Source organism: Bradyrhizobium sp. BR 10261 (genome assembly GCF_019455395.1).
Lineage (GTDB): Bacteria > Pseudomonadota > Alphaproteobacteria > Rhizobiales > Xanthobacteraceae > Bradyrhizobium > Bradyrhizobium manausense.
On sequence record NZ_JACOFQ010000019.1, the window covers coordinates 58,431 to 82,438 of the forward strand.

General features: G+C 64.4%; 21 protein-coding genes and 1 tRNA gene. 12 read left to right on the plus strand and 10 right to left on the minus strand.

All coding sequences use genetic code 11. The features are described 5' to 3' along the window. Positions 1 to 24 precede the first annotated feature (24 nt). From HYH07_RS22070 to HYH07_RS22100, 7 genes are read left to right on the plus strand one after another with little or no spacing between them, the layout of a single operon-like run. The gene (locus HYH07_RS22070; protein WP_220004473.1) at positions 25 to 1,092 is read left to right on the plus strand and encodes a Nit6803 family nitrilase; all 1,068 of its coding nucleotides are present in this window, start codon (positions 25 to 27) and stop codon (positions 1,090 to 1,092) included. Further along, positions 1,007 to 2,137 carry an MSMEG_0568 family radical SAM protein gene (locus HYH07_RS22075; RefSeq protein ID WP_220004474.1) on the plus strand — a complete coding sequence of 377 codons (1,131 nt, stop codon included), beginning with the start codon at positions 1,007 to 1,009 and terminating at the stop codon, positions 2,135 to 2,137. The genes HYH07_RS22070 and HYH07_RS22075 overlap by 86 nt, the downstream gene beginning before the upstream one ends. After that, positions 2,134 to 2,682 (plus strand): MSMEG_0567/Sll0786 family nitrogen starvation N-acetyltransferase, encoded by a 549-nt coding sequence (locus tag HYH07_RS22080; protein WP_220004475.1) that lies wholly within the window; start codon positions 2,134 to 2,136, stop codon positions 2,680 to 2,682. Before HYH07_RS22075 ends, HYH07_RS22080 begins: the two co-directional genes overlap by 4 nt. A gap of 2 nt (positions 2,683 to 2,684) precedes the next feature. Then, the gene (locus tag HYH07_RS22085; RefSeq protein ID WP_220004476.1) at positions 2,685 to 3,680 is read left to right on the plus strand and encodes a sll0787 family AIR synthase-like protein; all 996 of its coding nucleotides are present in this window, start codon (positions 2,685 to 2,687) and stop codon (positions 3,678 to 3,680) included. Beyond that, positions 3,677 to 4,843: an MSMEG_0565 family glycosyltransferase gene (locus HYH07_RS22090; RefSeq protein ID WP_220004477.1), complete on the plus strand. Its 1,167-nt coding sequence runs from the start codon at positions 3,677 to 3,679 to the stop codon at positions 4,841 to 4,843. The genes HYH07_RS22085 and HYH07_RS22090 overlap by 4 nt, the downstream gene beginning before the upstream one ends. Continuing rightward, a complete protein-coding gene (locus tag HYH07_RS22095; RefSeq protein ID WP_220004478.1) occupies positions 4,836 to 5,123 on the plus strand; it encodes an MSMEG_0570 family nitrogen starvation response protein in 288 nt (95 codons plus the stop codon). The genes HYH07_RS22090 and HYH07_RS22095 overlap by 8 nt, the downstream gene beginning before the upstream one ends. A 12-nt stretch (positions 5,124 to 5,135) precedes the next feature. Then, positions 5,136 to 6,434 (plus strand): MSMEG_0569 family flavin-dependent oxidoreductase, encoded by a 1,299-nt coding sequence (locus HYH07_RS22100; protein ID WP_220004479.1) that lies wholly within the window; start codon positions 5,136 to 5,138, stop codon positions 6,432 to 6,434. A gap of 11 nt (positions 6,435 to 6,445) precedes the next feature. Here HYH07_RS22100 and HYH07_RS22105 read toward each other — a convergent pair whose 3' ends face one another. The 9 genes from HYH07_RS22105 to HYH07_RS22145 form a co-directional block, all read right to left on the minus strand. Then, a complete protein-coding gene (locus HYH07_RS22105; RefSeq protein ID WP_220004480.1) occupies positions 6,446 to 7,345 on the minus strand; it encodes an SMP-30/gluconolactonase/LRE family protein in 900 nt (299 codons plus the stop codon). A 158-nt stretch (positions 7,346 to 7,503) separates the two neighbouring features. Further along, positions 7,504 to 8,742, minus strand: a complete 1,239-nt coding sequence (locus HYH07_RS22110) for an ABC transporter substrate-binding protein (RefSeq protein ID WP_220004481.1) — start codon at positions 8,740 to 8,742, stop codon at positions 7,504 to 7,506. Positions 8,743 to 8,783: 41 nt separating this feature from the next. Further along, positions 8,784 to 10,265, minus strand: coding sequence for an ATP-binding cassette domain-containing protein (locus tag HYH07_RS22115; RefSeq protein ID WP_220004482.1), 1,482 nt, complete (start codon positions 10,263 to 10,265; stop codon positions 8,784 to 8,786). Continuing rightward, positions 10,265 to 11,191, minus strand: a complete 927-nt coding sequence (locus tag HYH07_RS22120; protein WP_220004483.1) for a branched-chain amino acid ABC transporter permease — start codon at positions 11,189 to 11,191, stop codon at positions 10,265 to 10,267. Before HYH07_RS22120 ends, HYH07_RS22115 begins: the two co-directional genes overlap by 1 nt. A gap of 1 nt (position 11,192) precedes the next feature. After that, positions 11,193 to 12,068 carry a branched-chain amino acid ABC transporter permease gene (locus tag HYH07_RS22125; RefSeq protein ID WP_220004484.1) on the minus strand — a complete coding sequence of 292 codons (876 nt, stop codon included), beginning with the start codon at positions 12,066 to 12,068 and terminating at the stop codon, positions 11,193 to 11,195. Positions 12,069 to 12,177: 109 nt separating this feature from the next. After that, positions 12,178 to 13,422: an ABC transporter substrate-binding protein gene (locus HYH07_RS22130; protein WP_220004485.1), complete on the minus strand. Its 1,245-nt coding sequence runs from the start codon at positions 13,420 to 13,422 to the stop codon at positions 12,178 to 12,180. Positions 13,423 to 13,635: 213 nt separating this feature from the next. Next, positions 13,636 to 14,802, minus strand: a complete 1,167-nt coding sequence (locus HYH07_RS22135; RefSeq protein WP_228749700.1) for an FAD-binding oxidoreductase — start codon at positions 14,800 to 14,802, stop codon at positions 13,636 to 13,638. Continuing rightward, positions 14,774 to 15,892: a D-alanine--D-alanine ligase family protein gene (locus tag HYH07_RS22140; RefSeq protein ID WP_220004486.1), complete on the minus strand. Its 1,119-nt coding sequence runs from the start codon at positions 15,890 to 15,892 to the stop codon at positions 14,774 to 14,776. Before HYH07_RS22140 ends, HYH07_RS22135 begins: the two co-directional genes overlap by 29 nt. Before the next feature lie 134 nt (positions 15,893 to 16,026). Beyond that, the gene (locus HYH07_RS22145; protein WP_220004487.1) at positions 16,027 to 17,250 is read right to left on the minus strand and encodes an SMP-30/gluconolactonase/LRE family protein; all 1,224 of its coding nucleotides are present in this window, start codon (positions 17,248 to 17,250) and stop codon (positions 16,027 to 16,029) included. A 230-nt stretch (positions 17,251 to 17,480) separates the two neighbouring features. Here HYH07_RS22145 and HYH07_RS22150 point away from each other — a divergent pair, with 230 nt between their 5' ends. From HYH07_RS22150 to HYH07_RS22170, 5 genes are all read left to right on the plus strand, one after another. Next, positions 17,481 to 17,798 (plus strand): hypothetical protein, encoded by a 318-nt coding sequence (locus HYH07_RS22150; protein WP_220004488.1) that lies wholly within the window; start codon positions 17,481 to 17,483, stop codon positions 17,796 to 17,798. 1,029 nt (positions 17,799 to 18,827) lie between these two features. Continuing rightward, positions 18,828 to 20,390 carry a 2-isopropylmalate synthase gene (locus HYH07_RS22155; protein WP_057750443.1) on the plus strand — a complete coding sequence of 521 codons (1,563 nt, stop codon included), beginning with the start codon at positions 18,828 to 18,830 and terminating at the stop codon, positions 20,388 to 20,390. Positions 20,391 to 20,698: 308 nt separating this feature from the next. Continuing rightward, positions 20,699 to 21,700 carry a TRAP transporter substrate-binding protein gene (locus HYH07_RS22160; protein ID WP_220004489.1) on the plus strand — a complete coding sequence of 334 codons (1,002 nt, stop codon included), beginning with the start codon at positions 20,699 to 20,701 and terminating at the stop codon, positions 21,698 to 21,700. 188 nt (positions 21,701 to 21,888) lie between these two features. Further along, entirely contained in the window at positions 21,889 to 22,467 is a 579-nt protein-coding gene (locus HYH07_RS22165) for a Spy/CpxP family protein refolding chaperone (protein ID WP_220004490.1), read from the plus strand. 168 nt (positions 22,468 to 22,635) lie between these two features. Further along, a tRNA-Lys gene (locus HYH07_RS22170) sits at positions 22,636 to 22,711 on the plus strand. Positions 22,712 to 23,053: 342 nt separating this feature from the next. On the opposite strand, the gene HYH07_RS22175 is transcribed toward HYH07_RS22170, so the two are convergent. Beyond that, complete coding sequence (locus HYH07_RS22175; RefSeq protein ID WP_220004491.1) at positions 23,054 to 23,950, minus strand: LysR substrate-binding domain-containing protein; 897 nt, start codon at positions 23,948 to 23,950, stop codon at positions 23,054 to 23,056. Positions 23,951 to 24,008: the final 58 nt, after the last annotated feature.

Consider the following 24,008-nt stretch of genomic DNA (forward strand, 5'->3'; position numbering starts at 1 on the left):
ACGCGACGGACGAGGGAGGATACAGTGACAGCGAAACGCACGGTCAGGGCTGGCGCGATTCAAATCGCGCCGGATCTGGACACGCCGACCGGAACGGTCGACCGGATCCTGGCGGCCATCGCGGAGGCGGCGGGCAAGGGCGTCCAGTTCGCCGTTTTTCCGGAGACGTTCGTTCCCTGGTACCCGTATTTCTCCTTTGTCCGTCCGCCGGTCCTCAGCGGCGCCGAGCACATCCAGCTCTATGACAACGCCGTCGTCGTTCCTGGTCCGGTGACGGATGCCGTTGCGCAGGCGGCCAAACGCTACGGCATGGTGGTGGTGCTCGGGGTCAACGAGCGCGATCACGGCTCGCTTTACAATACTCAACTCGTGTTCGACGCGAACGGCGCGCTTCTGCTCAAGCGGCGCAAGATCACGCCGACGTTTCACGAGCGCATGATCTGGGGGCAGGGCGATGGCGCCGGCCTGAAGGTGGTCGAGACCGCGGTCGGCCGTGTCGGCGCGCTGGCCTGCTGGGAGCACTACAATCCGCTCGCCCGCTACGCGCTGATGGCCCAGCACGAAGAGATTCACGCGGCCCAGTTTCCGGGCTCGCTGGTGGGGCAGGTCTTCGCCGACCAGATCGAGGTGACGATCCGGCATCATGCGCTGGAAAGCGGATGCTTCGTCGTCAACGCCACTGGCTGGCTGACCGAGGAGCAGATCGCGAAAATCTCGCCGGAGGAGGGCCTGCGCAAGGGCCTGCGCGGCGGCTGCATGACGGCGATCGTCTCGCCCGAAGGCAATCATCTGGTGCCGCCGCTGACCAGCGGCGAGGGCATCCTTGTCGCCGATCTCGATCTCGCACTGATCACCAAGCGCAAGCGGATGATGGACTCGGTCGGCCACTACGCCCGGCCCGAGCTGCTGTCGCTGGTGCTGAACGACGCGCCTGCGCGTCCGATGCACGGCTTTCACCCGAACCGCCTCGCACCCATTCCGAAGGACCAATCAGATGAGACCGCAGATGCCGCAGCCCAAGGCGCTTCCAATGGCGATGCCGACCGAGCAGCTGATCAACGAGTTGCAGTCCTTCGGGGTCCGGCTCGCTGATCCCAAGACCGGGGGAACCAGCCGCCGCGGCGGCGCCGGGCCGTCGGATCACACGCCGTTCACGATCGACGGCGCCACAGTGATGATCCCGGTCCACAACGCGCCGGCCTTCGAGAGCCCCTATCTGGTCGAGCGCCCGGACGCGGCCGGGCGCAGCCGCATCTCGCGCGACGGCGTGGTGCTGGCCGACGTCTCGTTTCCGCTGCGACCGAAATTCTACGACCGCACCACCGAGGACGGCATTCCCTATTGGAAGATCGCGACCCTGCACGGCCGCGACGTTCTCGCCACTACCGTGCTGCAGACCTGCATCCGCTATCAGAGCCGCACCAAGACCTGCCAGTTTTGCGCCATCGGCCAGTCGCTCGCGGCGGGACGCACGGTCGAGCGCAAGACGCCGGCGCAGCTCGCCGAGGTCGCCAAGGTCGCCGTCGAACTCGACGGCGTCAGGCACATGGTGATGACGACGGGCACGCCGCACACGTCCGATCGCGGTGCCGGTATCCTTGCCGAGAGTGCAGAGGCCGTCAAAGCCGCCGTCGACCTGCCAATCCAGGCGCAATGCGAGCCGCCGGATGATTTTGCCTGGTTCGAGCGCATGAAGAGTTCCGGCGTCGACGCGCTCGGCATGCATCTGGAGGTGATCGGGCCCGCCGTGCGGCAAAGGATCATGCCGGGCAAGGCGCAGGTCCAGGTCGCGCAATACATGGACGCGTTTGCCGCGGCCGTTCCGGTATTCGGCCGCGGTCAGGTCTCGACTTACATCCTCGCGGGACTTGGCGACGAGCCGTCCGAAATTCTCGCGCTGTCGCGCCGGCTGATCGATCTCGGCGTCTATCCCTTCGTCGTGCCGTTCGTGCCGATCGCCGGTACGCCGCTGGAGAGCCATCCGACGCCGTCCGCGGCATTCATGCATGACATCCTGCGTCCGCTCGCCGAGATGCTGCGCGCCGGCGGTCTGCGCGCCACCGACATCAAGGCAGGCTGCGGCAAATGCGGCGCCTGCTCGGCCCTGTCCACCTATGAACGCGGAGCAAGCGCATGATGTTCGAGCCGTTCAAGCCGTTCGTTGCACCGGAATTCCAGGTGAAGTTCGCAACCGAAGCCTGGGAGCGCAACGCGGCCGCAGCCTTGCGTCGCAAGGTGTTCTGCGACGAGCAGGGCGTGTTTGCGGGCGATGATCGCGATGCGATCGACGTTTCAGCCATTCCGCTCGTGGCCGTGTCGCTGCTCGGCGTCGCCGAGGACGAGGTCGTCGGCACCGTGCGCATTCACGCCGATGAGCACGAGGCGGATGTGTGGTGGGGCTCCCGCCTTGCCGTTGCGAAGAGCTATCGGCGTCTCAGCGCAGTCGGTGCCGGCCTGATCCGGCTTGCGGTATCCTCCGCCCATGCGCGCGGTTGCCGGCGTTTCCTCGCCAATGTGCAAAGTCAGAACGCGCTGCTGTTCCAGCACATGCATTGGCACTCCCTGGGCGAGTTCGAGCTCCATGGCCGGCCGCACCATCGCATGGAGGCCGACCTCGACCATTACCCGCCATTCCGCACGCCCGAGACCGGCTTCCTCTCACTGGCAAAGCTGGCGGCCTGATCATGCTGACGGACGCCGCGCTCGCAAGCCTCGCCGAAACGCTCCGCAATAGCCGCGGCATCGCCGCCAAGGCTGACATCGCGGCGGTTGCCGCTGCGCTCGACCTGTCGGGCAGCGACGCCATCGCGGTGGGGGACGATTGCGCGGCGATCCCGGAGGGTGACGGCTACACCCTGTTCGCCATCGAAGGTTTCATGAACGAATTCGTCGCTGCCGATCCCTGGTTCGCCGGCTGGTGCGGCGCCATGGTCAACATCTCCGATGTCGCCGCGATGGGTGGACGACCCACCGCACTTGTGAACGCGGTCTGGTCCAATGGTGCGGACAAGGCCGCGCCGATTCTGGAAGGATTGAAAGCTGCGGCGAAGACATTCGGCGTGCCCGTCATCGGCGGGCATACCAATGTGCGCAGCAGCCAGAGCCAGTTCGCCGTCGCGATCCTCGGCCGCGCCAAGCGGCTTCTCACCAGCTTCGACGCCAGGCCCGGCGACAGGCTCATCGCTGCGATCGATCTGCGCGGCCGTTACCGCGAGCCGTTCGCCAATTGGGAGGCGGCGACCGACGCGCCGGCGGAGCGGTTGCGCGGCGATCTGGAGATCCTGCCGTCGATTGCCGAGGCGGGGCTCGCGCTTGCCGCCAAGGACATCAGCCAGGGCGGCATCGTCGGGACCGCGGCGATGCTGGCCGAGTGCTCGCAGGTCGCCATCACGCTGGACATCGAGGCGATTCCGATTCCCGCGAGCGTGCCGCTCGAGCGCTGGCTGCTGACGTTCCCGAGCTTCGGCTATCTCCTGTCGGCCAGGCCCGCAGACGTCGACGAGATCCTGTCGCGCTTCCAGCGGCGCGGCATCGCGGCCGCCGCGATCGGAGAGGTCAGCGCCGGGACATCAGTCGATATCAGCGCCGGTTCCGCTCGTGCGACGGTCTGGGATTTTGCGGCGCAGCCACTGATCGGCTGTGCGCCAGGCCAGAGCCATCAGCAGCGGAGCGTGGCATGAGCGGCGACTTGCCCCGGCTTCGTATCGCGATCCTCGCGCACTCCACCAATCCAAGAGGTGGCGTGGTGCATGCGCTCGCGCTGGCGGACGCCCTTGCGGACCTCGGACATAGGCCGGTCGCGCATGCGCCGGACCCGACAGGCAAAGGCTTCTTCCGCCGCAGCGTCGCCGCGACGCGCTCGGTGCCGGCATCATCAGTCTCGGGCGACGTCGTCGCGATGGTCGAGGCGCGTATCGCCGACTATGTCAAATATTTTGAGGATCCAGCGCATCGCCAGTTCGACGTCTTCCACGCCCAGGACGGCATTTCCGGCAATGCGCTCGCGACGCTGAAACAGCGCGGCCTGATCCAGCGCTATGTCCGCACCGTTCATCACATCGATGCATTCGCCGACGAGCGGCTCAGCGAGCTCGACCGTCGCTCGATCGTCCACGCCGACGGCCTGTTCGTCGTCAGCCGTTTCTGGCAGGCGCAACTGCAGGCGGAGATGTCACGCGCGGCGACGCTGGTCGGCAATGGTGTCGACACGGCGCGCTATTCGCCCACTGTCGCTCCTGGCGATGAGGTGTTGCGTGCCCGGCTCGGCCTTCGCGCGGGCCCGATCCTGCTTTCCATCGGCGGCGTCGAGCAGCGCAAGAATACGCTCGGCATTTTTGAGGCCTTCCGCCAGGTGCACGCCGTGCACCGGTCCGCGCAGCTCGTCATCGCCGGCGGGGCTTCTCTGCTGGATCATGGCGCGTATCGAGAGCAGTTCAGTTCGCGGCTGCGCGGCGCGGGCTTGCCTGTTGATACCGTCATCGAAACCGGTCCGCTGGCGGATGCCGAGATGCCATCGCTGTTTCGTCTGGCCGATGTGCTGCTGTTCCCGTCGTTGCGCGAAGGCTTTGGCCTGGCGGTGCTGGAGGCGATGGCGAGTGACGTGCCCGCGGTGGTCTCGCATCTCGCGCCGTTCACGGAATATCTCGGCGCGGACGATGTTGCCTGGTGCGATCCGCATCATCCCGGCTCGATCGCGGATGCCGCCCTCAGCGCGCTCGCTGAGCCGCTGCGCTCGCGCCTGATTGCGAATGGCGCCAGGGTCGCCCGGCTTCATGACTGGCGCCGCACCGCCAAGGCCCATATGGCGACCTATCAGGACATGCGGGAGGTGCAACATGCCTGAGATGCACTTTCACGTGCGCTGGCCCGATGAGCGGATCGAGGCCTGCTATTCGCCCTCATTCGTCATCAAGGACCATTTTGTCGCCGGCACGACCTACGCGCTCGACGATTTCCGCGAGCGCAGCCGCATCGCGCTGACGATCGCGGCCGAGCGCGTCCGCGAGAAGTACGGCTTCCTCTGCTCGCGTGCCCTCGGTCAGCTCGCCCGGATCGAGACGGCGGCCGCACAGTTCGAGGCTACGCCCGGCGCTTCCGTCACCATCGTCTCGTTTGAAGACTAGCAGGAGCTGATCATGTCCGACCTTCACACCCACTATCCGGTCGTCGTGATCGGCGGCGGCCAGGCCGGCCTGGCGATGAGCGCGCAGCTCAAGGCGCATGGCATCGCGCATATTGTGCTGGAGAAAAACACGATCGCGCATTCCTGGAAGACGCAGCGGTGGGACGCGTTTTGCCTGGTGACGCCGAACTGGCAATGCAAGCTGCCGGGATTTCCCTATGCCGGCAGCGATCCGCACGGCTTCATGCTGCGCGACGAGATCGTCAGATACATCGAGGATTTCGCCAGGCACATCGATGCGCCAGTCCGCGAGGGCGTCGCCGTGACGCGCCTGCGGCAATCCGGCCACGGCTTCATGCTCGAGACCACCGCAGGTGAGATCGCTGCTGACAGCGTCGTGCTGGCCGTCAGCGGCTATCACGTTCCAAAAGTGCTGCCGTTTGCCGACCGGCTCGATGGCTCGATCATGCAGCTCCACTCCTCTGCCTACCGCAATCCGGATCAGCTGCCGCCGGGCGAGATCCTCGTGGTGGGAAGCGGGCAATCGGGCTGCCAGATCGCGGAGGATCTGCACCTGGCCGGCCGCAAGGTGCATCTCGCCGTCGGCAGCGCGCCGCGGTGCCCGCGTTTCTATCGCGGCCGCGACGCCGTCGACTGGCTCGACGATCTCGGCCAGTACGACCTGCCGGTCGACAAGCATTCGTTGAAAGAGGGGGTCCGCAAGAACGCCAACCATTACCTGACCGGACGGGACGGCGGCCGTGACATCGATCTGCGCAAATTCGCGCTCGAGGGCATGAAGCTCTACGGTCGCCTCAAGGACGGTCGTGGAACGCGCCTGCAGCTTGGCGATGATCTCCAGGTCAATCTCGACAATGCCGACCGGGTCTATAACGGCATCTGCCGGATGATCGACGAGCACATCGCAAGGAACAGGATCGCCGCGCCCGAGACGCCTCACTACGAGCCGGTGTGGACTCCCACCGCGGTGCCCAAGGAGCTCGATCTCGCAGCGAGCGGCATCACCAGCATCATCTGGACGACCGGCTTCCGCTCCGACTGGTCCTGGGTCGACCTGCCGATGTTCGACGGCACCGGTTATCCAACCCACAAGCGGGGCGTCACGTCGGTCGACGGCGCCTATGTGATCGGCCTGCCCTGGCTTTACACCTGGGGCTCGGGCCGGTTCGTCGGCATCGGGCGTGATGCAGAGTTTGTCGCAGACCACATCGAGGCGCGATCGAGCGTGTCGCACGCCGGCCAGTATCAGGCAGCCCCACGCGAGCAATATGCAGCGAGCGAGGCTGTGTAGCCTCGCACGCCCTACACCGCCGCTCGCGTGTTGAGATAAATCGAATACAGCGAGGTCTGTCCGCAGATATAGAGGCGGTTGCGGCGCGGGCCGCCAAAGCAGACATTGGCGACGATCTCGCCGATCGGGACCGTGCCGATGTGGGTCCCGTCAGGCGCGTAGCAGAACACGCTGCGGCCCGCCGAGGTCCAGATGTTGCCATGGATGTCGACGCGGAAACCGTCATAGAGCCCGTCCGGGCAGGTCGCGAACAGCGAGGCTTCGCCGACCGTCTGCCCCCTGACTTCATACGACCAGATCGTCGGCGGCAATCCGCGCACATGCGTCGCGCCGGTGTCGGCGACGTAGAGCCGGGTCTCGTCCGGCGAGAAGGCGAGGCCATTCGGCTGCACCCGGTCGGACACGACGCGCGTGATGGCGCCGGTGTTGGCATCGATCCGATAGACGTTGGAGGCGCCGATCTCGGACGGGCTTTGCTGCCCCTCATAGTCGCTGTCGATGCCGTAGGTCGGATCGGAGAACCAGATCGAATGGTCCGACTTGACCACGACGTCGTTGGGCGAATTCAGCCGGTGGCCCTCGAACGCGTCAGCCAGCACGGTGATCGAGCCGTCATGCTCGGTCCTGCTGACGCGCCGCATGAAGTGCTCGCAGCTCACCAGCCGGCCCTGGCGGTCGGTGGTGTTGCCGTTGGAATTGAAGCTCGGCGAGCGGAACACCGACACCGACCCGTCGGTCTCGTCGAAGCGCATCATCCGGTTGTTCGGAATGTCGGACCAGATCAGGTAGCGCCCGGCCGGAAAATAGGCGGGGCCTTCGGCCCAGCGGCAGCCGGTGAAGAGCTTTTCGAGATTGACATGGCCGATGACCAGCTTCTCGAAGCGAGGGTCGTGAACGACATAGGGAAGCATGCGTCCTCCGTGATGGCCGCAGATTCTTGAGGGGCCTGCGTGCGGTCGTTACTTTGATCGACCCTGACAATTTTGCAAGCGTGGTTCGCTTCAAGGGTCGAAAACGAAATGCCCGGGAGGGCCCGGGCATCGCGCATGTGATCTGGCGTTTAGGCCTGTTACTGCGACAGCTTCACGAAGTTCGGAAACTTCAGCTTGCCTTCCGCGATCTTCTCCGGCCAGACCACGACCTGCTTTTCGTCCTGCCACTGGAAGACCAGACCGGTGATGAAGCCGGCGCCGGACTTGATGCCATGGGTGAATTCGTCATCCTTGCCGTAGAACTGAATCTTGCCGATCGTGCCTTCGTAGTCGGTCTTCTCGAGTTCGGCGACCATCTTGTCCGGGTCGGTCGATCCCGCGCGCTTGATTGCATCGGTGATGATGTAGACCTCGTCATAGGCGGTGTAGCCGGTATAGGCCGGCGGCGCGCCGAACTTGGCCTTGAACGCGGCCGCGAACGGCTTGGTCTTCGAGGTCACGGCGACGTCGGGCGTCGCGACCGCAAGCGAGGGCACGCCGTCGGCTGCGCCGTTGGTGTCCTTCCAGAAGGTCGGGCTCAGCGCCTGCGCGCTGATGCCGAACATCGGCACCGGCACCTGCTGGTTCTTCCACTGCACCGTCGGCTGCACGCCGACATGGGAGATGCCTGTCACGATCACATCAGGCTTCTTGCCTTCGATGTTGTTGAAGATCGGTGTGAAGTCGGTGGTGTCAGGCGAGAAGCGCACATGCTCGACGACCTTCAGCCCCGCCTTGGGCAGGCAGGCCTCGTAGCCGACGTCGAGCGGCTTGGTCCAGGCGGCGTCCTCGCTCATGATCGCGACGGTCTTCATGTGCATCTTGTCGACCAGCAGGTCCTTGGCGGCGTCGCAGACGAGCTGGGCCTGCGCGGCCGAGGTCAGATAGCCGTGGAAGGTGTACTTGTTCTTCTCGTAGTCGTTATGGATCGCCTTGGTGATCTCGTTCGAGGCGGCGCCCGGCGTGATCAGCGGCATCTTCAGCCGCGCGGCCCAGGGCTCCAGCGCCAGCACGACCTCGGAGATGTAGCTCGCGATCACGGCAGAAACCTTGTCCTCGCTCACCGCGCGCTGGAACGCGCGCACCGAGTCGGCCGAGGAGCTCTTGTTGTCATAGGTGACGATCTCGACCTTGCGGCCGAGAATGCCGCCCTTCGCGTTGATCTCGTCGGCGGCGATCTGCGCCCCGCCGGGGGTCGCAGCACCGGCGATCGCCTGCACCTCGGCGATGACGCCGATCTTGATCGGCTCGTTCGACTGCGCATAGGCGGGCGCAGCAAGGCACAGCGCCAGCGCGGAGGTGAGGAGGGCAGAGCCGAAAGCTGTCGATGATCGCATGGTCGTTTCCCTTTCGTTGTTTTCTTTGTTGATACGCGCGACTAGAGAAAATCGGCGCCGGCTTCCGCGGCGAAGCGGCCGGGATCGCCCTCCCAGACGATCCTGGCGTGCTCCAGCACATAGACGCGGTCGGCATGGGGCAGCGCGAAGGTCACGTTCTGCTCGCCGAGCAGCACGGTGATCGATGTGGTCTGCCGCAACTTCTCCAGCGCCTTGGAGAGCAGCTCGAGGATGACGGGCGCAAGGCCGAGTGTCGGCTCGTCCAGGATCAGGATTTGCGGCTGCATCATCAGCGCGCGGCCGATTGCCAGCATCTGCTGCTCGCCGCCTGACAGCGTTTGCGCCATCTGCCCCTGGCGCTCCTTCAGGATCGGGAACAGCTCGAACAGCCAGGCGAGCTGCTTCGCCCTTGCTTCGTCGTCCAGATGCTGGCCGCCGAGATCGAGATTTTCCCGCACCGTCATCTCGCCGAACAGTTCGCGGGACTCAGGGCATTGCACGAGGCCGCTGCGCGCGATCTTGGCGGGGCTGGTGCCGCGCAGCTTCTCGCCGCCGCGGACGATCTCGCCAGTGTAGGGCAGGAAGCCGGAGATGGTGTTGAACAGCGTGGTCTTGCCGGCGCCATTGAGGCCGACGATGGAGACGAACTCGCCTTCGTGGATGTGGATGGAGACATTCTCCAGCGCCTGCGCCTTGCCGTAATGGACGCTGACATTCTCGACCTGGAGCAGCGGCACCTTGTCCTTGAAGCTCGTCTCGGGCCGCGCATGGGTCTCGATGGCGCCGCCGAGATAGACCCGCCGCACGGTCTCGTTTCGCATGACGTCGTCGGCCCTGCCGGTGACGATCTCCTCGCCGAGATACATCGCCAGCACGCGGTCGACGAGGGCCGCGACGCTCTTGACGTTGTGGTCGACCAGCATCACCGCGCGGCCGTCATCGCGGAAGCTGCGGATCAGGTCGGAGAACACGTCCACCTCGGCGCGGGTGAGACCGGCGAAGGGCTCGTCGACCAGCACCACTTTTGGGTCCCGTGCGATCGCTTTTGCAAGCTCCAGCCGGCGCAGATCGGCGAAGGGCAGCGTCGGCGGGCGGCGGTTCATCACGGAGCCCAAGCCGACGCGGTCGGCGATCCATTTGGCGCGCTCGACCAGCGCCTTGTCCGGAAGCAGCATGAACAGGCTGTCCGGCAGCAGCGCCACCATGATGTTCTCCAGCACCGTCTGCCGGTTCAGCGGCCGCGAGTGCTGGAACACCATGCCAAAGCCCTTGCGCGCGATCTTGTGTGCGGGCAGGCCGGCGACATTCTCGCCTTCGAACACGACGTCGCCCGCGGTCGGGCGCTCGATGCCCATCACGCTCTTCATCGCGGTCGACTTGCCCGAGCCGTTCGGCCCGATCAGGCCAAAGATCTCGCCGCTGTTGACGTCGAAGTTGAGGTTCTTCACCGCGGTCAGGCCGCCAAAGCGTTTGGTGAGGCCGCGGACTTCGAGCACGGGCCGGTTGGAAAGCCTCTGATCCATTACGAGCGAGCCTCGCGCGAGAGGGCCGCCCCTAGGAAGCCGCCGGGGAAGAACAGGACGACGAGCAGCGCCACTGCCGAGACGATGAAGGTCGCAAGCTCGCCGGTCGGGCGCAGAAACTCGCCGGCGACGATCAGGAAGATCGCGCCCAGCGCCGCGCCGAGCACGGTGCGCCTTCCGCCGAGCACGGCCGAGACGATGACGTTGACGCCGACCGCGACGTCGACGACGGTGCCGACCGATGCGGTGCCGAAGTAGAACACCAGCAGCGCGCCTGACAGCCCGGAGAAGAACGCGCTGACGATGAAGGCGGCGAGCTTGTGCTTGACGATGTTGAAGCCGAGCGCGCCGGCCTGCACCGGATCCTGGCCGCTGGCTTGCAGCACGAGACCGACAGGGGATTGCGACAGGCCGTAGAGGATCGCGGCCGAGATCGTCATGAAGCCGAGCGCGATCCAGTAATTGGCGCCGGCATTGATGGTGATGACGTCAGGGATGGTGAGACCGATTTCGCCGCCGGTGAGGTCGGCGAACACGACGACGAAGTTTTGCAGCATCAGCACCGCGACCAGCGTGGTCAGGCCGAAATACGGTCCGCGCACGCGCAGCGCCGGCAGCGCCAGCACGAGGCCCGCGATGACCGAGGCAAGCGCGCCGAGCACGATGCAGAGATAGACCGACCAGCCAAACTGGGCATTGAGGATGCCAGCCGTGTAGGCGCCGACGCCGATCAGGAAGGTCGGGCCGAAATTGACCTCGCCCGCAAAGCCGAACAAGAGGTCCCAGGCCATCGCGAATACGCCGAAATAGAACGCGACCGTGAGCAGCCCGAGCACGTAGCCGGAGACGTAGAGCGGCAGCGTCGCCGCGATGACGACGAGCGCCAGCGAGACGAAGAACAGGCGCGAGGTCAAGAAGCCGGCCATCTCAGCGCCTCCCCAGCAGGCCCTGGGGCCGAATGTACATCACGAACACGAGCAGCAGCAGCGCCGGAATGGTGCGATAGGCCGGCGAGACCAGATAGGCCGTGAGCGTTTCGAGATAGCCGACCACGAAGGCGGCGATCAACGAGCCGGAGACGCTGCCGAGGCCGCCGAGCACCACGATCGAGAACGCGCTCGCGGTCAGCGGCCCGACGCTGTAGGAGCTGACCCCGAGGAACATGCCGAGCAGCACGCCGGCGATGCCGGCGAGGATGCCGTAGATCGCCCACACCACGATATAGATGTTGGTGAGCTCGAGCCCGAGCAGGGTCACGCCGCGTGGATTCATCGAGGCCGCCAGCACCGCCTTGCCGGTGCGGGTGCGGTTCACCAGGAGCCACAACAGCGCGATGACGAGGCAGCACACGATCGCGGTGAAGATCTCGTTCGTGGGCGTACGGACGCCGAGGATCTCGACCACGCCTTCCACGATCGGCAGCACGGTCTTGGCGTTGTTGGTGAAGAAATAGGCGATCAGCTCCTGGATCATGATGCCCCAGAGCAGGGTGCCGGTGAGGACGAATATCTCCTTCTCCTCATTCGGGATGCGCCGGGAATCCTGGATCGGCTTCACGACGGCGAAGTAGGTGAGGAAGGCCGTGAGGAGAGCGACGCCGACGCCAAAAAGTGCGCCGGCATAGGTGCCGACGCCCAGAATGCTCGCGGCGGCCCATGCCGCCACCGCCGCCGCCACCATGATGGCGCCGTGGGAGAGGTTGAGCACGCCGGAGACGCCGAAGATCAGTGTGAAGCCGGTGGCACCGAGAGCGTAGAGAGCGCTGATGGCAAAGCCATCGATCAGAATCTGGAAAGCTCGCATTGAAGATTGGCAATCCGGTCTATGGGCTGGCAGTCGGGCTGCCGCTTTGAGGAAAGGTGCTGCGCCGCAAGTGGAAGCTCCCGGGCGATGGTCCCGGGAGCTGTTCCGATCAGTTGCTGAGCTTGATGAAGCTCGGGAACTTGATGTCGACCTTGGCGACCTCCTTGGGCCAGACCGCGCTCTGCTTGCCGTCCTGCCATTGCAGCATCAGCCCGGTGATCAGGCCCCTGCCGTATTTGATCGAGTGCGTGAACGGATCGTCCTTGCCATAGAACTGGACGCGGCCGATCGTGCCTTCCCAGTCGGTCTTCTCCAGCGCATCGACCAGCTTGTCGGCATCCAGCGAGCCGGCGCGCTTCACGGCGTCGGCGATGTAATAGACCTCGTCATAGGCGGTGTAGCCGGCATAGGACGGGTAGTTGCCGTACTTCTTCTTGAAGTTCTCCGCGAACGGCACCGACTTCGGCGTCACCGCGACGCCGGGCCCGGAGACACCCTGATAGAGCACGCCTTCGGCGGCCTGGTTGGTGTCCTTGCCGAAGGTTTCGTTGGTCGCCTGGGAGGAGATGCCGAACATCGGGATCGGCACCTGCTGGTTCTTCCACTGCACCGTCGGCTGCACGCCGACATGGGAGATGCCGGTGATGATCACGTCGGGCTTGGCGCCCTCGATCTTGTTGAAGATCGGGGTGAAGTCGGTGGTATCGGGCGAGAAGCGGATGTGGTCGAGCACCTTCAGGCCGACCTTGGGCAGGCACTCCTCGTAGCCGACGTCGAGCGGCTTGGTCCAGGCGGCGTCCTCGCTCATGATGACCGCGGTCTTCATGTGCATCTTGTCGACGAGCAGATCCTTGGCGCCGTCGCACACAGAAAGCGCCAGTGCCGCCGAGGTCAGATAGCCGTGGAAGGTGTACTTGTTCTTCTCGTAATCGGCGTGGACGCTCTTGCTGATCTCGTTGGAGGCAGCACCCGGGGTCACGAACGGCGTCTTCAGCCGCGAGGCCCAGGGCTCCAGCGCCAGCACCACTTCGCTGATGTAGCTGGCGATGACGACATTGACCTTGTCCTCGTTCACCGCGCGCTGGAAGGCGCGGACGGAATCGGCCGAGGAGGAGTGATTGTCATAGCCGATGATCTCGATCTTGCGGCCGTCGACACCGCCGCTGGCGTTGATCTCGTCGGCGGCGAGCTGCGCCGCCTGCGGGATCGATGCGCCGGCGATCGCCTGCGCCTCCGCGATCACGCCGATCTTGATTGGATCAGCCGCAAAGGCCGCACCTGAGGCTGCCAACATCACGCCCGCAGCGGCGGCACCAAACGCACTTCGCAATGCACCAGAGAGTGCTTTATTCATATTGTTCTCTCCCTTTGAACCAAGCTTCTTTGAGCTATTGGGGCGCGACTATAGCGGCGAGAGAATCCTCGGCAAGTGGAACTGTATTCAGGAGTGTACGATGGGGACTAAAGTCTAGCTGCGTAGATATCGGGCAGGGCGGAGCGCTATTCCGCACGCAGGCATGCAGATTTCGTCGATGGGCATGCGCGTGTATCGCAGGCGCGCCGGCATTCATCGCCATCGCCGCCGCGGCAGATCGAGTGGCTTGAGCCGGGCAGGATCGAATGGCGCGAGGTCGACATTGCGCGTTGCGCCTTCGGCGATCAACTCCGCCAGCGCTTCGCCGGTTGCAGGGGCATTCAGGATACCCCAGACACTGTGTCCGGTCGCAACATAGAGCCCTTCATCCTGCGGCACGCGGCCAATCAGCGGCAAGCCGTCCGCCGTCACCGGACGAAAGCAGGCCTGTTTCGCCATGATCTTCTCCGGCCGGAACAGCGGCGACAGTTGCTCCGATATTTGTTGCAACCACTTCATGCTGTACGGATCGGGCTTCACGTCGGCCGGATCAGTGGGGAAGGCAGAGGTGTCGGGGAAGCCGGTGACATAGGTGCTGCCGTCCGGGCGAGGAAACACCTCGATGCTGGTGGCGTGGCCGTGGATCTCCGTATCCAGAAACAAGGCGTCTGCCGAGACCTTTGTGCCTGTGTCATACAAAATGCTCGGGCTGTTTTGGGCATGGAGGGCTGGCAGACTCATCCAGCTTGCAGCGAGAAGCGACCAGGGCCCCATTGCGATCACGACGGCATCCGCTTCGATGACATCGTCTTCCACCCCGACGCCCTTGACAGCGCCGCGATCTGCGTCGCGCGCGATGCCAGTAAAGCGGCCATGGCGAAGCTCGGCGCCTTGCGCGATCGCCGCATTCATCACGGCCGAGGTGAACTTTCTGGGGTGAACGATCGCGGTCGACTCGGGCGTGCCGATGCGTTGCGCGAGGACGATACTATCGCTCAGCCAGTCGAGCGCGGACGACGTAGTCCGACGCGCATCGTCATCGGTCGCGACATAGCCGCTATACGCATTCATCGGGCGATAGCCCCAATCGCCGGCGATCTCCTTGGGCAGTTGCGCATGAAGCGCAAAGCTGCGCCGCGCCAGCGCATCGATCGGCGTGCCCGCACACCAGTCGCGCGCCAGAAAGCCGCCGGCCTTGCCGGAGGCCGCGGCCGCGACTTCGGTCCGCTCCACGACGATGACTTCGGCGCCGTGGCGGCGGAGGAAGTAGGCGGTGCAGGCCCCGATCACGCCGCCGCCGCAGATCACAACGCGCATGGCCTGTTTCCCGCCGTAAGCCTGAAAAAACAACCTAGCTCGAATAGCCGCGTTCCAACGCATGACGCTGCTGATGGCGGTCGAGCGCCAGATGGACGAGGCGCGTCAGCAACTCGCGATACGGCACGCCTGAGGCTTCCATCATCTTCGGATACATGCTGATCGAGGTGAAGCCGGGCAGCGTGTTGATCTCGTTGAAGCAGAATTCGCCGGTTTGCCGATCGAGGAAGAAATCGACGCGCGCAAGGCCGCTGCATTCGAGCGCCGCGAACACCTGCACCGCGAGCGCGCGCACGCGCGCCATCTGGGCTGCATCGAGCCTGGCCGGAAGATCGACGCGCGCGCCGTCGGGATCCAGATATTTGGCCTCGTAGGAATAGAATTCGTGCTGAGCGTTGGGATTGAGCTCGCTGGCAATGCTCGCAAACAGCGTCTCGCCCTCGAGCACGGCGACCTCGATCTCGCGGGCGTCGATGCCCTGTTCGACCAGCACCCTGAGATCGTAGCGAAACGCATCATCGAGCGCGGGCCCAAGCGCATCCAGCGTCTTCACCTTGTGGATGCCGACACTGGAGCCCATGTTGCACGGCTTGACGAACACCGGCAGGCTCAGGCCCTCGATCGCCCTGGCGAGAGAGGCGGCGCGATCGGCGACGAAGGCTTTGCGGGTGAGCACGCGATAGGGCGCGATCGGCACGCCGGCGAAGGCGGCAAGCCGCTTGGCGACATCCTTGTCCATGCTGACGGCGGAGGCGAGAACACCCGATCCGACATAGGCAATATCGGCGAGCTCCAAAAGGCCCTGCACGGTGCCATCCTCGCACAGGGGACCGTGCATGACTGGAAACACGACGTCGATCTCGATCGGGCCGCCTGCGCCTGCGGAAACAGGCATGAGAACGCCGCGTCCGTCAGTGCCTCTGGCGAGCCGCATCTCGGGTGCATCGAGCAGGATCGGCAAGGACGGCTGCGCCGGGTCGATCGCCGCAAGATCGTTCCATTGCCACCGGCCGGTCTTGTCGATGGAAACGGGGATCACCTCGAAGCGCGCACGGTCGAGATGCCGGAGCACGGAGGCGGCCGATTTCAGCGAGACCTCGTGCTCACCGGACCTGCCGCCATAGAGAACAACGACGCGAATTTTGTCTGCCATGCTTCAACTATCACGCGCTTCGCGCGGAAGTCACCTCTCTTGCCTCTATGTTCACCCGTCGGTGATGAACATTCGAAACAAGTCGGCGCCGGCGGGGCACGCCGGCGCCTCGTCGCAATTCAGCCTACACCCCCTCAGCCCGGCCCCGCGCCCTGCGTCGCCGTGTACACCGCATAGAGCGACTGGCTCGCGGCCATGAACAGGCGGTTGCGCTTGGGACCGCCGAAGCAGACATTGCCGCAGACTTCGGGCAGGCGAATGCGACCGAGCAGCTTGCCCTCCGGCGACCACACCGTCACGCCGCTATAGCCGACCGCGCGGCCGGCATTGCTGGAGGCCCAGACATTGCCGTTGACGTCGCATCGCACGCCGTCCGGCCCGCACGTCACGCCATCGATTATGAAGTCGCTGAACCTCTTCTGGTTCGAGAGCTTGTTGTCGCTGCCGACATCGAACACGAACACCTCGCCCTTGCCGCCGGCACCCGTGTCGCCGGGGCCCTTGCCGGTCGAGACCACGTAGAGCTTCTTGTAGTCGGGCGAGAAGCAGAGGCCGTTCGGGTCGGGCACCTGATCTTCGGTGACGACGAGATCCACGCGGCCTGAGGGGTCGATGCGATAGCAGTTGGTCGGCAGCTCGCGCTTGCCGGGTGCGAAGCCGGCCGGCTGCCCGATTTTCGGATTGAGCTTGCCGGCCGCATTGCTCGGTCCGCCCGGGCCGTCGGGCTCGCCCTCGTAAAGCTGGCCGCCATAGGGCGGATCGGTGAACCAGTAGCTGCCGTCAGGATGGGCGACGACATCGTTCGGCGAGTTCAGCTTCTTGCCGTTGTAATTATCGGCGAGCACGGTGGCGGTGCCATCATGCTCGTAGCGCGTCACCCGCCGGGTCAGATGTTCGCAGGACAGCTGGCGCCCCTGGAAATCGAACGAGTTGCCGTTGGAATTGTTGGAGGGCATGCGGAATACGCTGACATGGCCGTCATCCTCGCTCCAGCGCATCTGTCTGTTGTTGGGAATGTCGCTCCAGAGCAGATAGCGTCCTTGTGCGCTCCACGCCGGGCCTTCCGCCCACAACAGGCCGGTATGGAGCCGCTTGATCGCAGTGTTGGGCTGCGCGAGATCGTTGAAGGACGGATCGACCGCGATGATGTCGGGGTCCCAGAAATAAGTGGTCGGTGCGCCGCGGGGGCTGAAGTCGCGCGGCGGTGTGGTGATGGTCGTCGGCGGGGCAGCGGGGCCGTTCTGGGCGGGCGCCGAGCCTGTTCCGGCCATCGTGGCCGCGGCTCCGAGTGCAAGGCCCTGAACCAGCGTTCGTCGTGAAAGCGCAGCATCGTGCTCACGCGGCTGTTGGCGTGTCATTCGCGTCCTCCCGGTCATATTGGCTGGCCGGTTGATCCGGCCGAGCAGGTGCAAGGTTAGTCCGGTCCGCGCCTGGTTGCGAGAGGAAGGTTCGCATCCTCTACGAGACAATCCGGTGTGTCGAGGTCGAAACATGGCCGCATTGCGGCCGCGTTCGGGCGGGCGGCAGTTCGTTCTGTGTCTGCAGTTCGCGGGAAGCGAGCTTCGCTCATGTCAAGCCTTGACCTCGCATGCGATGCTTCGCAAAAACTGTTTGGGGCGAAAGGTCGGAGTTGGTTGTGGAAGTCGTCATATTGATCGTGCTGCTCGGGATTGCGTTTGCGGCGGGCTATTTCCTGCGCGATCAGCGGTCTCGCAAACGTCGTGCGGAAGCCCGCCGTCGGAGCGACTACGCGCAACCGGATTGGCTGAACGCCAATGCACCCGCCAACACGAACGACATGACCGCGGCCAATCAGATTGCACATGCGGCGACCGGGGAGCTTGGTCAACTCGGTCTGATGCTGGATCGCTGGGAGAGCAGGGCCCGCGCGCGCCGGGTGGGATAGGCCGAGCGCCGGAAGCGCAATCCAACAAAAGATTCGACCGTCATTCCGGGGCGCGCGACTTGTCCGCCGAAGCTCGAAGAGCGAAGGCGGAAGCGCGAGCCCGGAATGCATCATGCGGCGCGCTGTGGGGTGAATGGATTCCGGGCTCGCGCCAACGGGCGCGCCCCGGAATGACGGACTCGGGCGAAACGCGCCGCGAGAAGGCGAAGGTGTGTTTGCGTCTCCTCGCTCGCTGTCATCGCCCGGCTCGACCGGGCGATCCAGTACTCCGAGACAGCAATGATTAGCAGAGGAGCCGCGGCTACTGGATTCCCCGCCTTCGCGGGGAATGACAGCGTCATTTGGCGGGCGAGGCTGTCGGCTCATACTCCGTCATTGCGAGCGCAGCGAAGCAATCCAGACTGCTCCGGCGGAGGGATTCTGGATTGCTTCGCTGCGCTCGCAATGACGATGTTGAGGGAGCCGCAGCCACCGACCATGACCGTCACCCTGAGGTGCGCGCCCTGGGGCGCACCGCGCCGCAGGGCAAGCCTCTAAGGGCGACGGCCCGGCTGCGCCAGCCAAGCCGTGCATCCTTCGAGGCTCCCGGCGCGATGGTTTAGCATCGCGCCACTCGCGCCTCAGGATGACGGGGATCGATATGGTCGCTCCGACGCAATCATCCCCCAACCAGGTCAATCCCCCTGACCATCTTTTGGCGTTGCAGTTGCTGCCATTTGTCGTCTAGAAACGGTGCACCGAGCCTCCCGGCAACCAACCGTCAACGGTTTTGACCGAGGATTTTGGGGCTCAAAAGGGTCTGGCAATGCTGATTCGCGGCCAAATCGATGGGATTTCTGAGGAGGTGGCTCTGGCCGCCGCCGCGATCCCGGCCGCGCTGCCCACCCTGCTTCTTGGCGGGCTTCTTCTTAGCTGCCCCTGAGGGCCGGCTGGGCGCTGCGCGCCTGGGCACTCAGGGGTTGGTCGAGATCACCGGACACCTCAGGCGCCCTTCAGACTGACGGCGCGAAAGCTCAAAAGGAATTTAGAATGGCCTCCGTAAACAAGTCCGACAAGGACCGCGTCATCATTTTCGACACCACCTTGCGCGACGGCGAGCAATGCCCCGGCGCCACCATGACCTTCGAGGAGAAGCTCGAGGTTGCCGAACTGCTGGATGATATGGGCGTCGATGTCATCGAGGCCGGCTTCCCGATCACCTCCGAGGGCGACTTCCAGGCGGTGAGCGAGATCGCCCGCCGCTCCAAGAATGCCGTCATCGCCGGCCTGTCCCGTGCGCACCCGGCCGACATCGACCGCTGCGCCGAAGCCGTGAAGTTTGCAAAACGCGGTCGCGTCCACACCGTGATCGCGACCTCGCCGCTGCACATGCGGGTGAAGCTGAACAAGACCCCCGAAGAGGTGATCGAGACCTCGGTCGCGATGGTCGCGCGCGCCCGCAACCAGATCGACGACGTCGAATGGTCGGCCGAAGACGGCACCCGCAGCGAGATGGATTATCTGTGCCGCATCGTCGAGGCCGTCATCAAGGCCGGCGCGACCACGGTGAACATTCCCGACACCGTCGGCTACACGGTGCCGGAGGAATACACCCACTTCATGAAGACGCTGATCGAGCGCGTGCCGAACTCCGACAAGGCCGTGTTCTCGGTCCACTGCCATAACGACCTCGGCATGGCGGTGGCGAACTCGCTGGCCGGCGTCGTCGGCGGCGCGCGTCAGGTCGAGTGCACCATCAACGGCATCGGCGAGCGCGCTGGCAATGCCGCGCTCGAAGAGATCGTGATGGCGATCAACGTGCGCAACGACAAATTCCCCTACTGGAACAAGATCGACACCACGCAGCTGACCCGCGCCTCGAAGGTGGTGTCGGCCGCAACCTCGTTCCCCGTCCAGTACAACAAGGCGATCGTCGGCCGGAATGCGTTCGCGCATGAGAGCGGCATCCATCAGGACGGCGTGCTGAAGGATGCCTCGACCTACGAGATCATGCGGCCCGAGATGGTCGGCCTGAAGCAGTCCTCGCTGGTGCTGGGTAAGCATTCCGGCCGCCATGCCTTCGTGCACAAGCTGGAGGAGATGGGCTACAAGCTCGGGCCGAACCAGCTGGAAGATGCGTTCACGCGGATGAAGGCGCTCGCCGACCGCAAGAAGGACATCTACGACGAGGACATCGAGGCGCTGGTCGATGAGGAGATGGCGGCCTCGCACGACCGCATCAAGCTGACCTCGCTGACCGTGATCGCCGGCACCCATGGCCCGCAGCGCGCGACCATGAAGCTCGATGTCGACGGCCAGATCAAGATCGAGGAAGCCGAGGGCAACGGTCCAGTGGACGCGGTGTTCAACTGCATCAAGCGCCTGGTGCCGCACGAGGCCAAGCTCGAATTGTATCAGGTCCACGCCGTGACCGAGGGCACCGATGCGCAGGCCGAAGTGTCGGTACGGCTGTCGCAGGAGGGACGTTCGATGACGGCCCGCGCGGCGGATCCGGACACGCTGGTGGCGTCCGCCAAAGCCTATCTCGGCGCGCTCAACAAGATCGTCATGAAGCGCCAGCGCGACACCGTGACGACAGCCGCGGCGAGCTGAGTAGCGCTCTGCTGTGAGTGGCCTTCGCCTCCCCCGCTTGCGGGAGAGGCCGACACGCCCGGGCGATGCGGAGCATCGTCCCGCGCCTGGCGGGTGAGGGTTCTTTCCTCATCGGGATTGTCCCGCTGTGGAAAGACCCTCTCCCCGACCCTCTCCCGCAAGCGGGAGAGGGGGCGCAGCGGCATTCGCGTTGAATAGCTGCCCTGCGAACGGCCAATAGCGGCTCGATGCGCGAGCCGCTATTGGTGCTGTCGGCTCAAGATCGGCCGTCCGCGCGCGGGCGGCCCAAATAACAACAGGGAGAGATTATGCGCAGCTTCGCGATCGCGGCATCCGTCGCGGCACTGGCCCTTGGCCTTGCCGGCCCCGCCAGCGCCGACCCGATCATCATCAAATTCAGCCACGTGGTCGCGACCGACACGCCGAAGGGCAAGGCGTCGGAAAAATTCAAGGAGCTCGCCGAGAAGTACACGAACGGCAAGGTCAAGGTCGAGGTCTATCCGAACTCGACGCTGTACAAGGACAAGGAAGAGCTTGAGGCGCTGCAGCTCGGCAGCGTGCAGATGCTGGCGCCGTCCAACTCCAAGTTCGGCCCGCTCGGCATCCGCGAATTCGAGGTGTTCGATCTTCCCTACATTCTCCCTGATCTGAAGACGCTGCGGAAGGTGACGGAAGGCCCGCTCGGCGCAAAGCTGCTCAAGCTGCTCGAGCCGAAGGGCATCACCGGCCTTGCCTATTGGGACAACGGCTTCAAGCAGATGAGCGCCAACAAGAAGCTCATCGCGCCGGCGGACTATCAGGGCGTCAAGTTCCGCATCCAGTCCTCGCGCGTGCTGCAGGCCCAGTTCAAGGCGCTCGGCTCGCTGCCGCAGGTGATGGCGTTCGGCGAGGTCTATCAGGCGCTGCAGACCGGCGTGGTCGACGGGCAGGAGAACACCTGGTCGAACATCTATACCCAGAAGATGCACGAGGTGCAGAAGTACATCACCGAGACCAATCACGGCTATATCGGCTATGTCGTGATCGTGAACAAGAAGTTCTGGGACGAGCTGCCGGCCGACATCCGCGACCAGCTCGCGAAGGCGATGAAGGAAGCGACCGATTTCAACAACGCGCAGTCGCAGAAGGAAAACGACGACGCGCTCGCCGAGATCAAAAAGAGCGGCAAGAGCGAGATCATCAAGCTTACGAGCGAGCAGGACGAAGCGATGCGCAAGGCGATGGAGCCGGTCTACAAGGACGCCGCGAGCCGCGTCGGCCAGCCGCTGATCGACGAATTCCAGAAGGAAGCCAGGAGCACGACCAACTAGTCTGGATGAACGATGAGGCTTCCGTGCGAGCCGCACGGAAGCTCTTTGTTGCGAATGATTTCCGGTTGCGGCTGAACCAAAATTAATAGGCGTTACATCTCGTAAGAACGGGCTTCCTGTCCAAGTTGTAAGTTGCGCACGGGCCTTCCGACGCTCATCTTCAGGGTATCCTTCCAGAGGAGGTTCGGATGAAGAAGTTCACCATCGCCGCCATCGCTGTGCTCAGCATCGCCGGTTCGGGCGCGGTCTATGCCCAATTTCATCGCCCGTGGATGGAGCACTTCCACCACATCCGCATAAACCCGGAAGACCGCGCCGCCCTGGTCGACGCGCGTATTGCTGCCGTCCATGCCGGCTTGAGGCTCAACGCCGATCAGGAGAAGCTGTGGCCGCCGGTCGAGGCCGCGGTGCGCGACTTCGCCAAGCTGCGGCTCGACCGCGCCAATGCGCGGATGAATGGTCCCGGCGACTCTGACAAGCCGGATGACCCGGTCGCCCGCCTGCGCCAGCGCGCCGAGGATATGGGCGCGAGCTCGGCAGCCCTGAAGAAGATCGCCGATGCCGCCGATCCGCTCTACAAGAGCCTCGATGACGGCCAGAAGCGCCGCCTTGCCCTGCTGACCCGCCATCGCGGCCCGTTCGGCGGTGGCGAAGACGGCCCGCCCCACCGTTTCAGGGAGCGCATGGACCGCATGATGGATCACGGCATGGACCACATGCGCGGCGGCGACCGGGACGAGGGCGCTGACCGGGAAGGCCGGCTCTGAGCGGACCGGGATTTCCCGGGCATTAACCTCTGCGAAGCCGCTGGAATCCAGCGGCTTTTCGCCTTTCCGGGGGCTGTGGAAGAACCTTGGAAAACATGCCTCGCATCGCTTGCCAGACCCGGATCGCTTTGCTAAACGACCGGCCTCGCAAGGCATTGACCGCCTTTCGGGCGCATAGCTCAGTTGGTAGAGCAGCTGACTCTTAATCAGCGGGTCCCAGGTTCGAGCCCTGGTGCGCCCACCATTGTGAAATCAAGTACTTATAAAGGGTTGTTGGTTCTTCATTCCGACAAGCCGAGTCAGCGGCTACAGCAAAATAGTCCATATGGTTCACGCGGTGGGATGCTCGATGCGCGCGTGATGGAAGGAGATCGTGACCGTCGGTTTGACTCCCAATCTCCGCCGCACTGAACGGGGGGGCGGATGACGGATCTCGACGCCTCGCTGTGGAAGGTCCCGCATGCTGCGACTCGACCGCGAGAACCCTCAACGACCGCGCCTTCAGGCGCTGCGGTAAACCGTATCCGGCCGGCACAAACCGACCAAACGTTGCGAAGTAAGCCGAGAGGCGGGCCAAAAGATGTGGTCACTCTCTGGAGCGCGTATTTTGACCTTCAAGTTGCGTCACGACCCAATCCGCAAAAGCTCGCACCGACGATCGTTGTCGGCTTGCGCGCGGGTAGATCAAGCGGTGACCGATGTAGCAAATATCGTTGGCGCGGCCCGCCAATGGCGCCACCAATCGTCCACTCGCCAGTTCGCGTTCGGCGAGAAGTGTTGATTCCAACGCAACGCCCAACCCCTCGGCAGCCGTCGCTATTGCAAGAAAGCTTCGATCGAACCTCATGCCGTGGAGGGCAGGTGCTTCCAATCCGTTCGCCGTGAACCATTGGTGCCACTGGACCTGCTTCACGTCGGAGCGGATCAGGGTCTGATCGAGGAGATCGGCAGGCTTCATTATCGATTTCGCGAGGGCAGGCGAGCAGAGTGGGGTGACCGTCTCCTCCGGGAGAGGAACAACCTCCACGCCCTCCGCACGCGGCGGACCGTAAACGATGTCGATATCAAAATCATCGTTGCTGAAGCGAGCGTAGTCCGTGCTTGCGGCTAATCGAACTTCGAGCTTCGGATAAGCAGCGAGAAACTGTGCGAGCCGCGGCGCCAGCCATTGCGCGGCAAAGCTTGGCGCGGAGTGAACGCGCACCAATTGCGGTCCGCGCGCGGCGACTTCCTCCAGACCGCGGCGGAGCTGATCGAAGGCCGCTCCCGTGTGGCGCATCAGGTTTTCGCCGGCTGGCGTGAGCCGCACGGACCGCGCGCTGCGCTCGAACAGGACGGTCCGAAGCGTGTCCTCCAATTTGCGGATGGCATGACTGACAGCACTCGGCGTCAGGTGAAGCTCATTCGCCGCATCGCGAAACGATCCGGTGCGAGCGGCGGCCTCAAAGGCGCGAATTGCCGATATCGGGACATTCGACAGCATCTCATAAGTGAACCAGATTCATCCATCCGTGACAACTGTGCGTTTGTCTGTTGCGCGT

Excerpts from the sequence above, each read along its gene's own strand:
- HYH07_RS22130 (WP_220004485.1), bottom strand. The coding sequence starts at position 13,422 with ATGAATAAAGCACTCTCTGGTGCATTGCGAAGTGCGTTTGGTGCCGCC.
- HYH07_RS22120 (WP_220004483.1), bottom strand. The coding sequence starts at position 11,191 with ATGGCCGGCTTCTTGACCTCGCGCCTGTTCTTCGTCTCGCTGGCGCTC.
- HYH07_RS22080 (WP_220004475.1), top strand. The coding sequence starts at position 2,134 with ATGATGTTCGAGCCGTTCAAGCCGTTCGTTGCACCGGAATTCCAGGTG.
- HYH07_RS22100 (WP_220004479.1), top strand. The coding sequence starts at position 5,136 with ATGTCCGACCTTCACACCCACTATCCGGTCGTCGTGATCGGCGGCGGC.
- HYH07_RS22115 (WP_220004482.1), bottom strand. The coding sequence starts at position 10,265 with ATGGATCAGAGGCTTTCCAACCGGCCCGTGCTCGAAGTCCGCGGCCTC.
- HYH07_RS22175 (WP_220004491.1), bottom strand. The coding sequence starts at position 23,950 with ATGCTGTCGAATGTCCCGATATCGGCAATTCGCGCCTTTGAGGCCGCC.
- HYH07_RS22145 (WP_220004487.1), bottom strand. The coding sequence starts at position 17,250 with ATGACACGCCAACAGCCGCGTGAGCACGATGCTGCGCTTTCACGACGA.
- HYH07_RS22135 (WP_228749700.1), bottom strand. The coding sequence starts at position 14,802 with ATGCGTTGGAACGCGGCTATTCGAGCTAGGTTGTTTTTTCAGGCTTAC.
- HYH07_RS22165 (WP_220004490.1), top strand. The coding sequence starts at position 21,889 with ATGAAGAAGTTCACCATCGCCGCCATCGCTGTGCTCAGCATCGCCGGT.
- HYH07_RS22140 (WP_220004486.1), bottom strand. The coding sequence starts at position 15,892 with ATGGCAGACAAAATTCGCGTCGTTGTTCTCTATGGCGGCAGGTCCGGT.
- HYH07_RS22160 (WP_220004489.1), top strand. The coding sequence starts at position 20,699 with ATGCGCAGCTTCGCGATCGCGGCATCCGTCGCGGCACTGGCCCTTGGC.
- HYH07_RS22090 (WP_220004477.1), top strand. The coding sequence starts at position 3,677 with ATGAGCGGCGACTTGCCCCGGCTTCGTATCGCGATCCTCGCGCACTCC.
- HYH07_RS22085 (WP_220004476.1), top strand. The coding sequence starts at position 2,685 with ATGCTGACGGACGCCGCGCTCGCAAGCCTCGCCGAAACGCTCCGCAAT.
- HYH07_RS22105 (WP_220004480.1), bottom strand. The coding sequence starts at position 7,345 with ATGCTTCCCTATGTCGTTCACGACCCTCGCTTCGAGAAGCTGGTCATC.
- HYH07_RS22075 (WP_220004474.1), top strand. The coding sequence starts at position 1,007 with ATGCCGCAGCCCAAGGCGCTTCCAATGGCGATGCCGACCGAGCAGCTG.
- HYH07_RS22110 (WP_220004481.1), bottom strand. The coding sequence starts at position 8,742 with ATGCGATCATCGACAGCTTTCGGCTCTGCCCTCCTCACCTCCGCGCTG.
- HYH07_RS22150 (WP_220004488.1), top strand. The coding sequence starts at position 17,481 with ATGCGATGCTTCGCAAAAACTGTTTGGGGCGAAAGGTCGGAGTTGGTT.
- HYH07_RS22095 (WP_220004478.1), top strand. The coding sequence starts at position 4,836 with ATGCCTGAGATGCACTTTCACGTGCGCTGGCCCGATGAGCGGATCGAG.
- HYH07_RS22155 (WP_057750443.1), top strand. The coding sequence starts at position 18,828 with ATGGCCTCCGTAAACAAGTCCGACAAGGACCGCGTCATCATTTTCGAC.
- HYH07_RS22125 (WP_220004484.1), bottom strand. The coding sequence starts at position 12,068 with ATGCGAGCTTTCCAGATTCTGATCGATGGCTTTGCCATCAGCGCTCTC.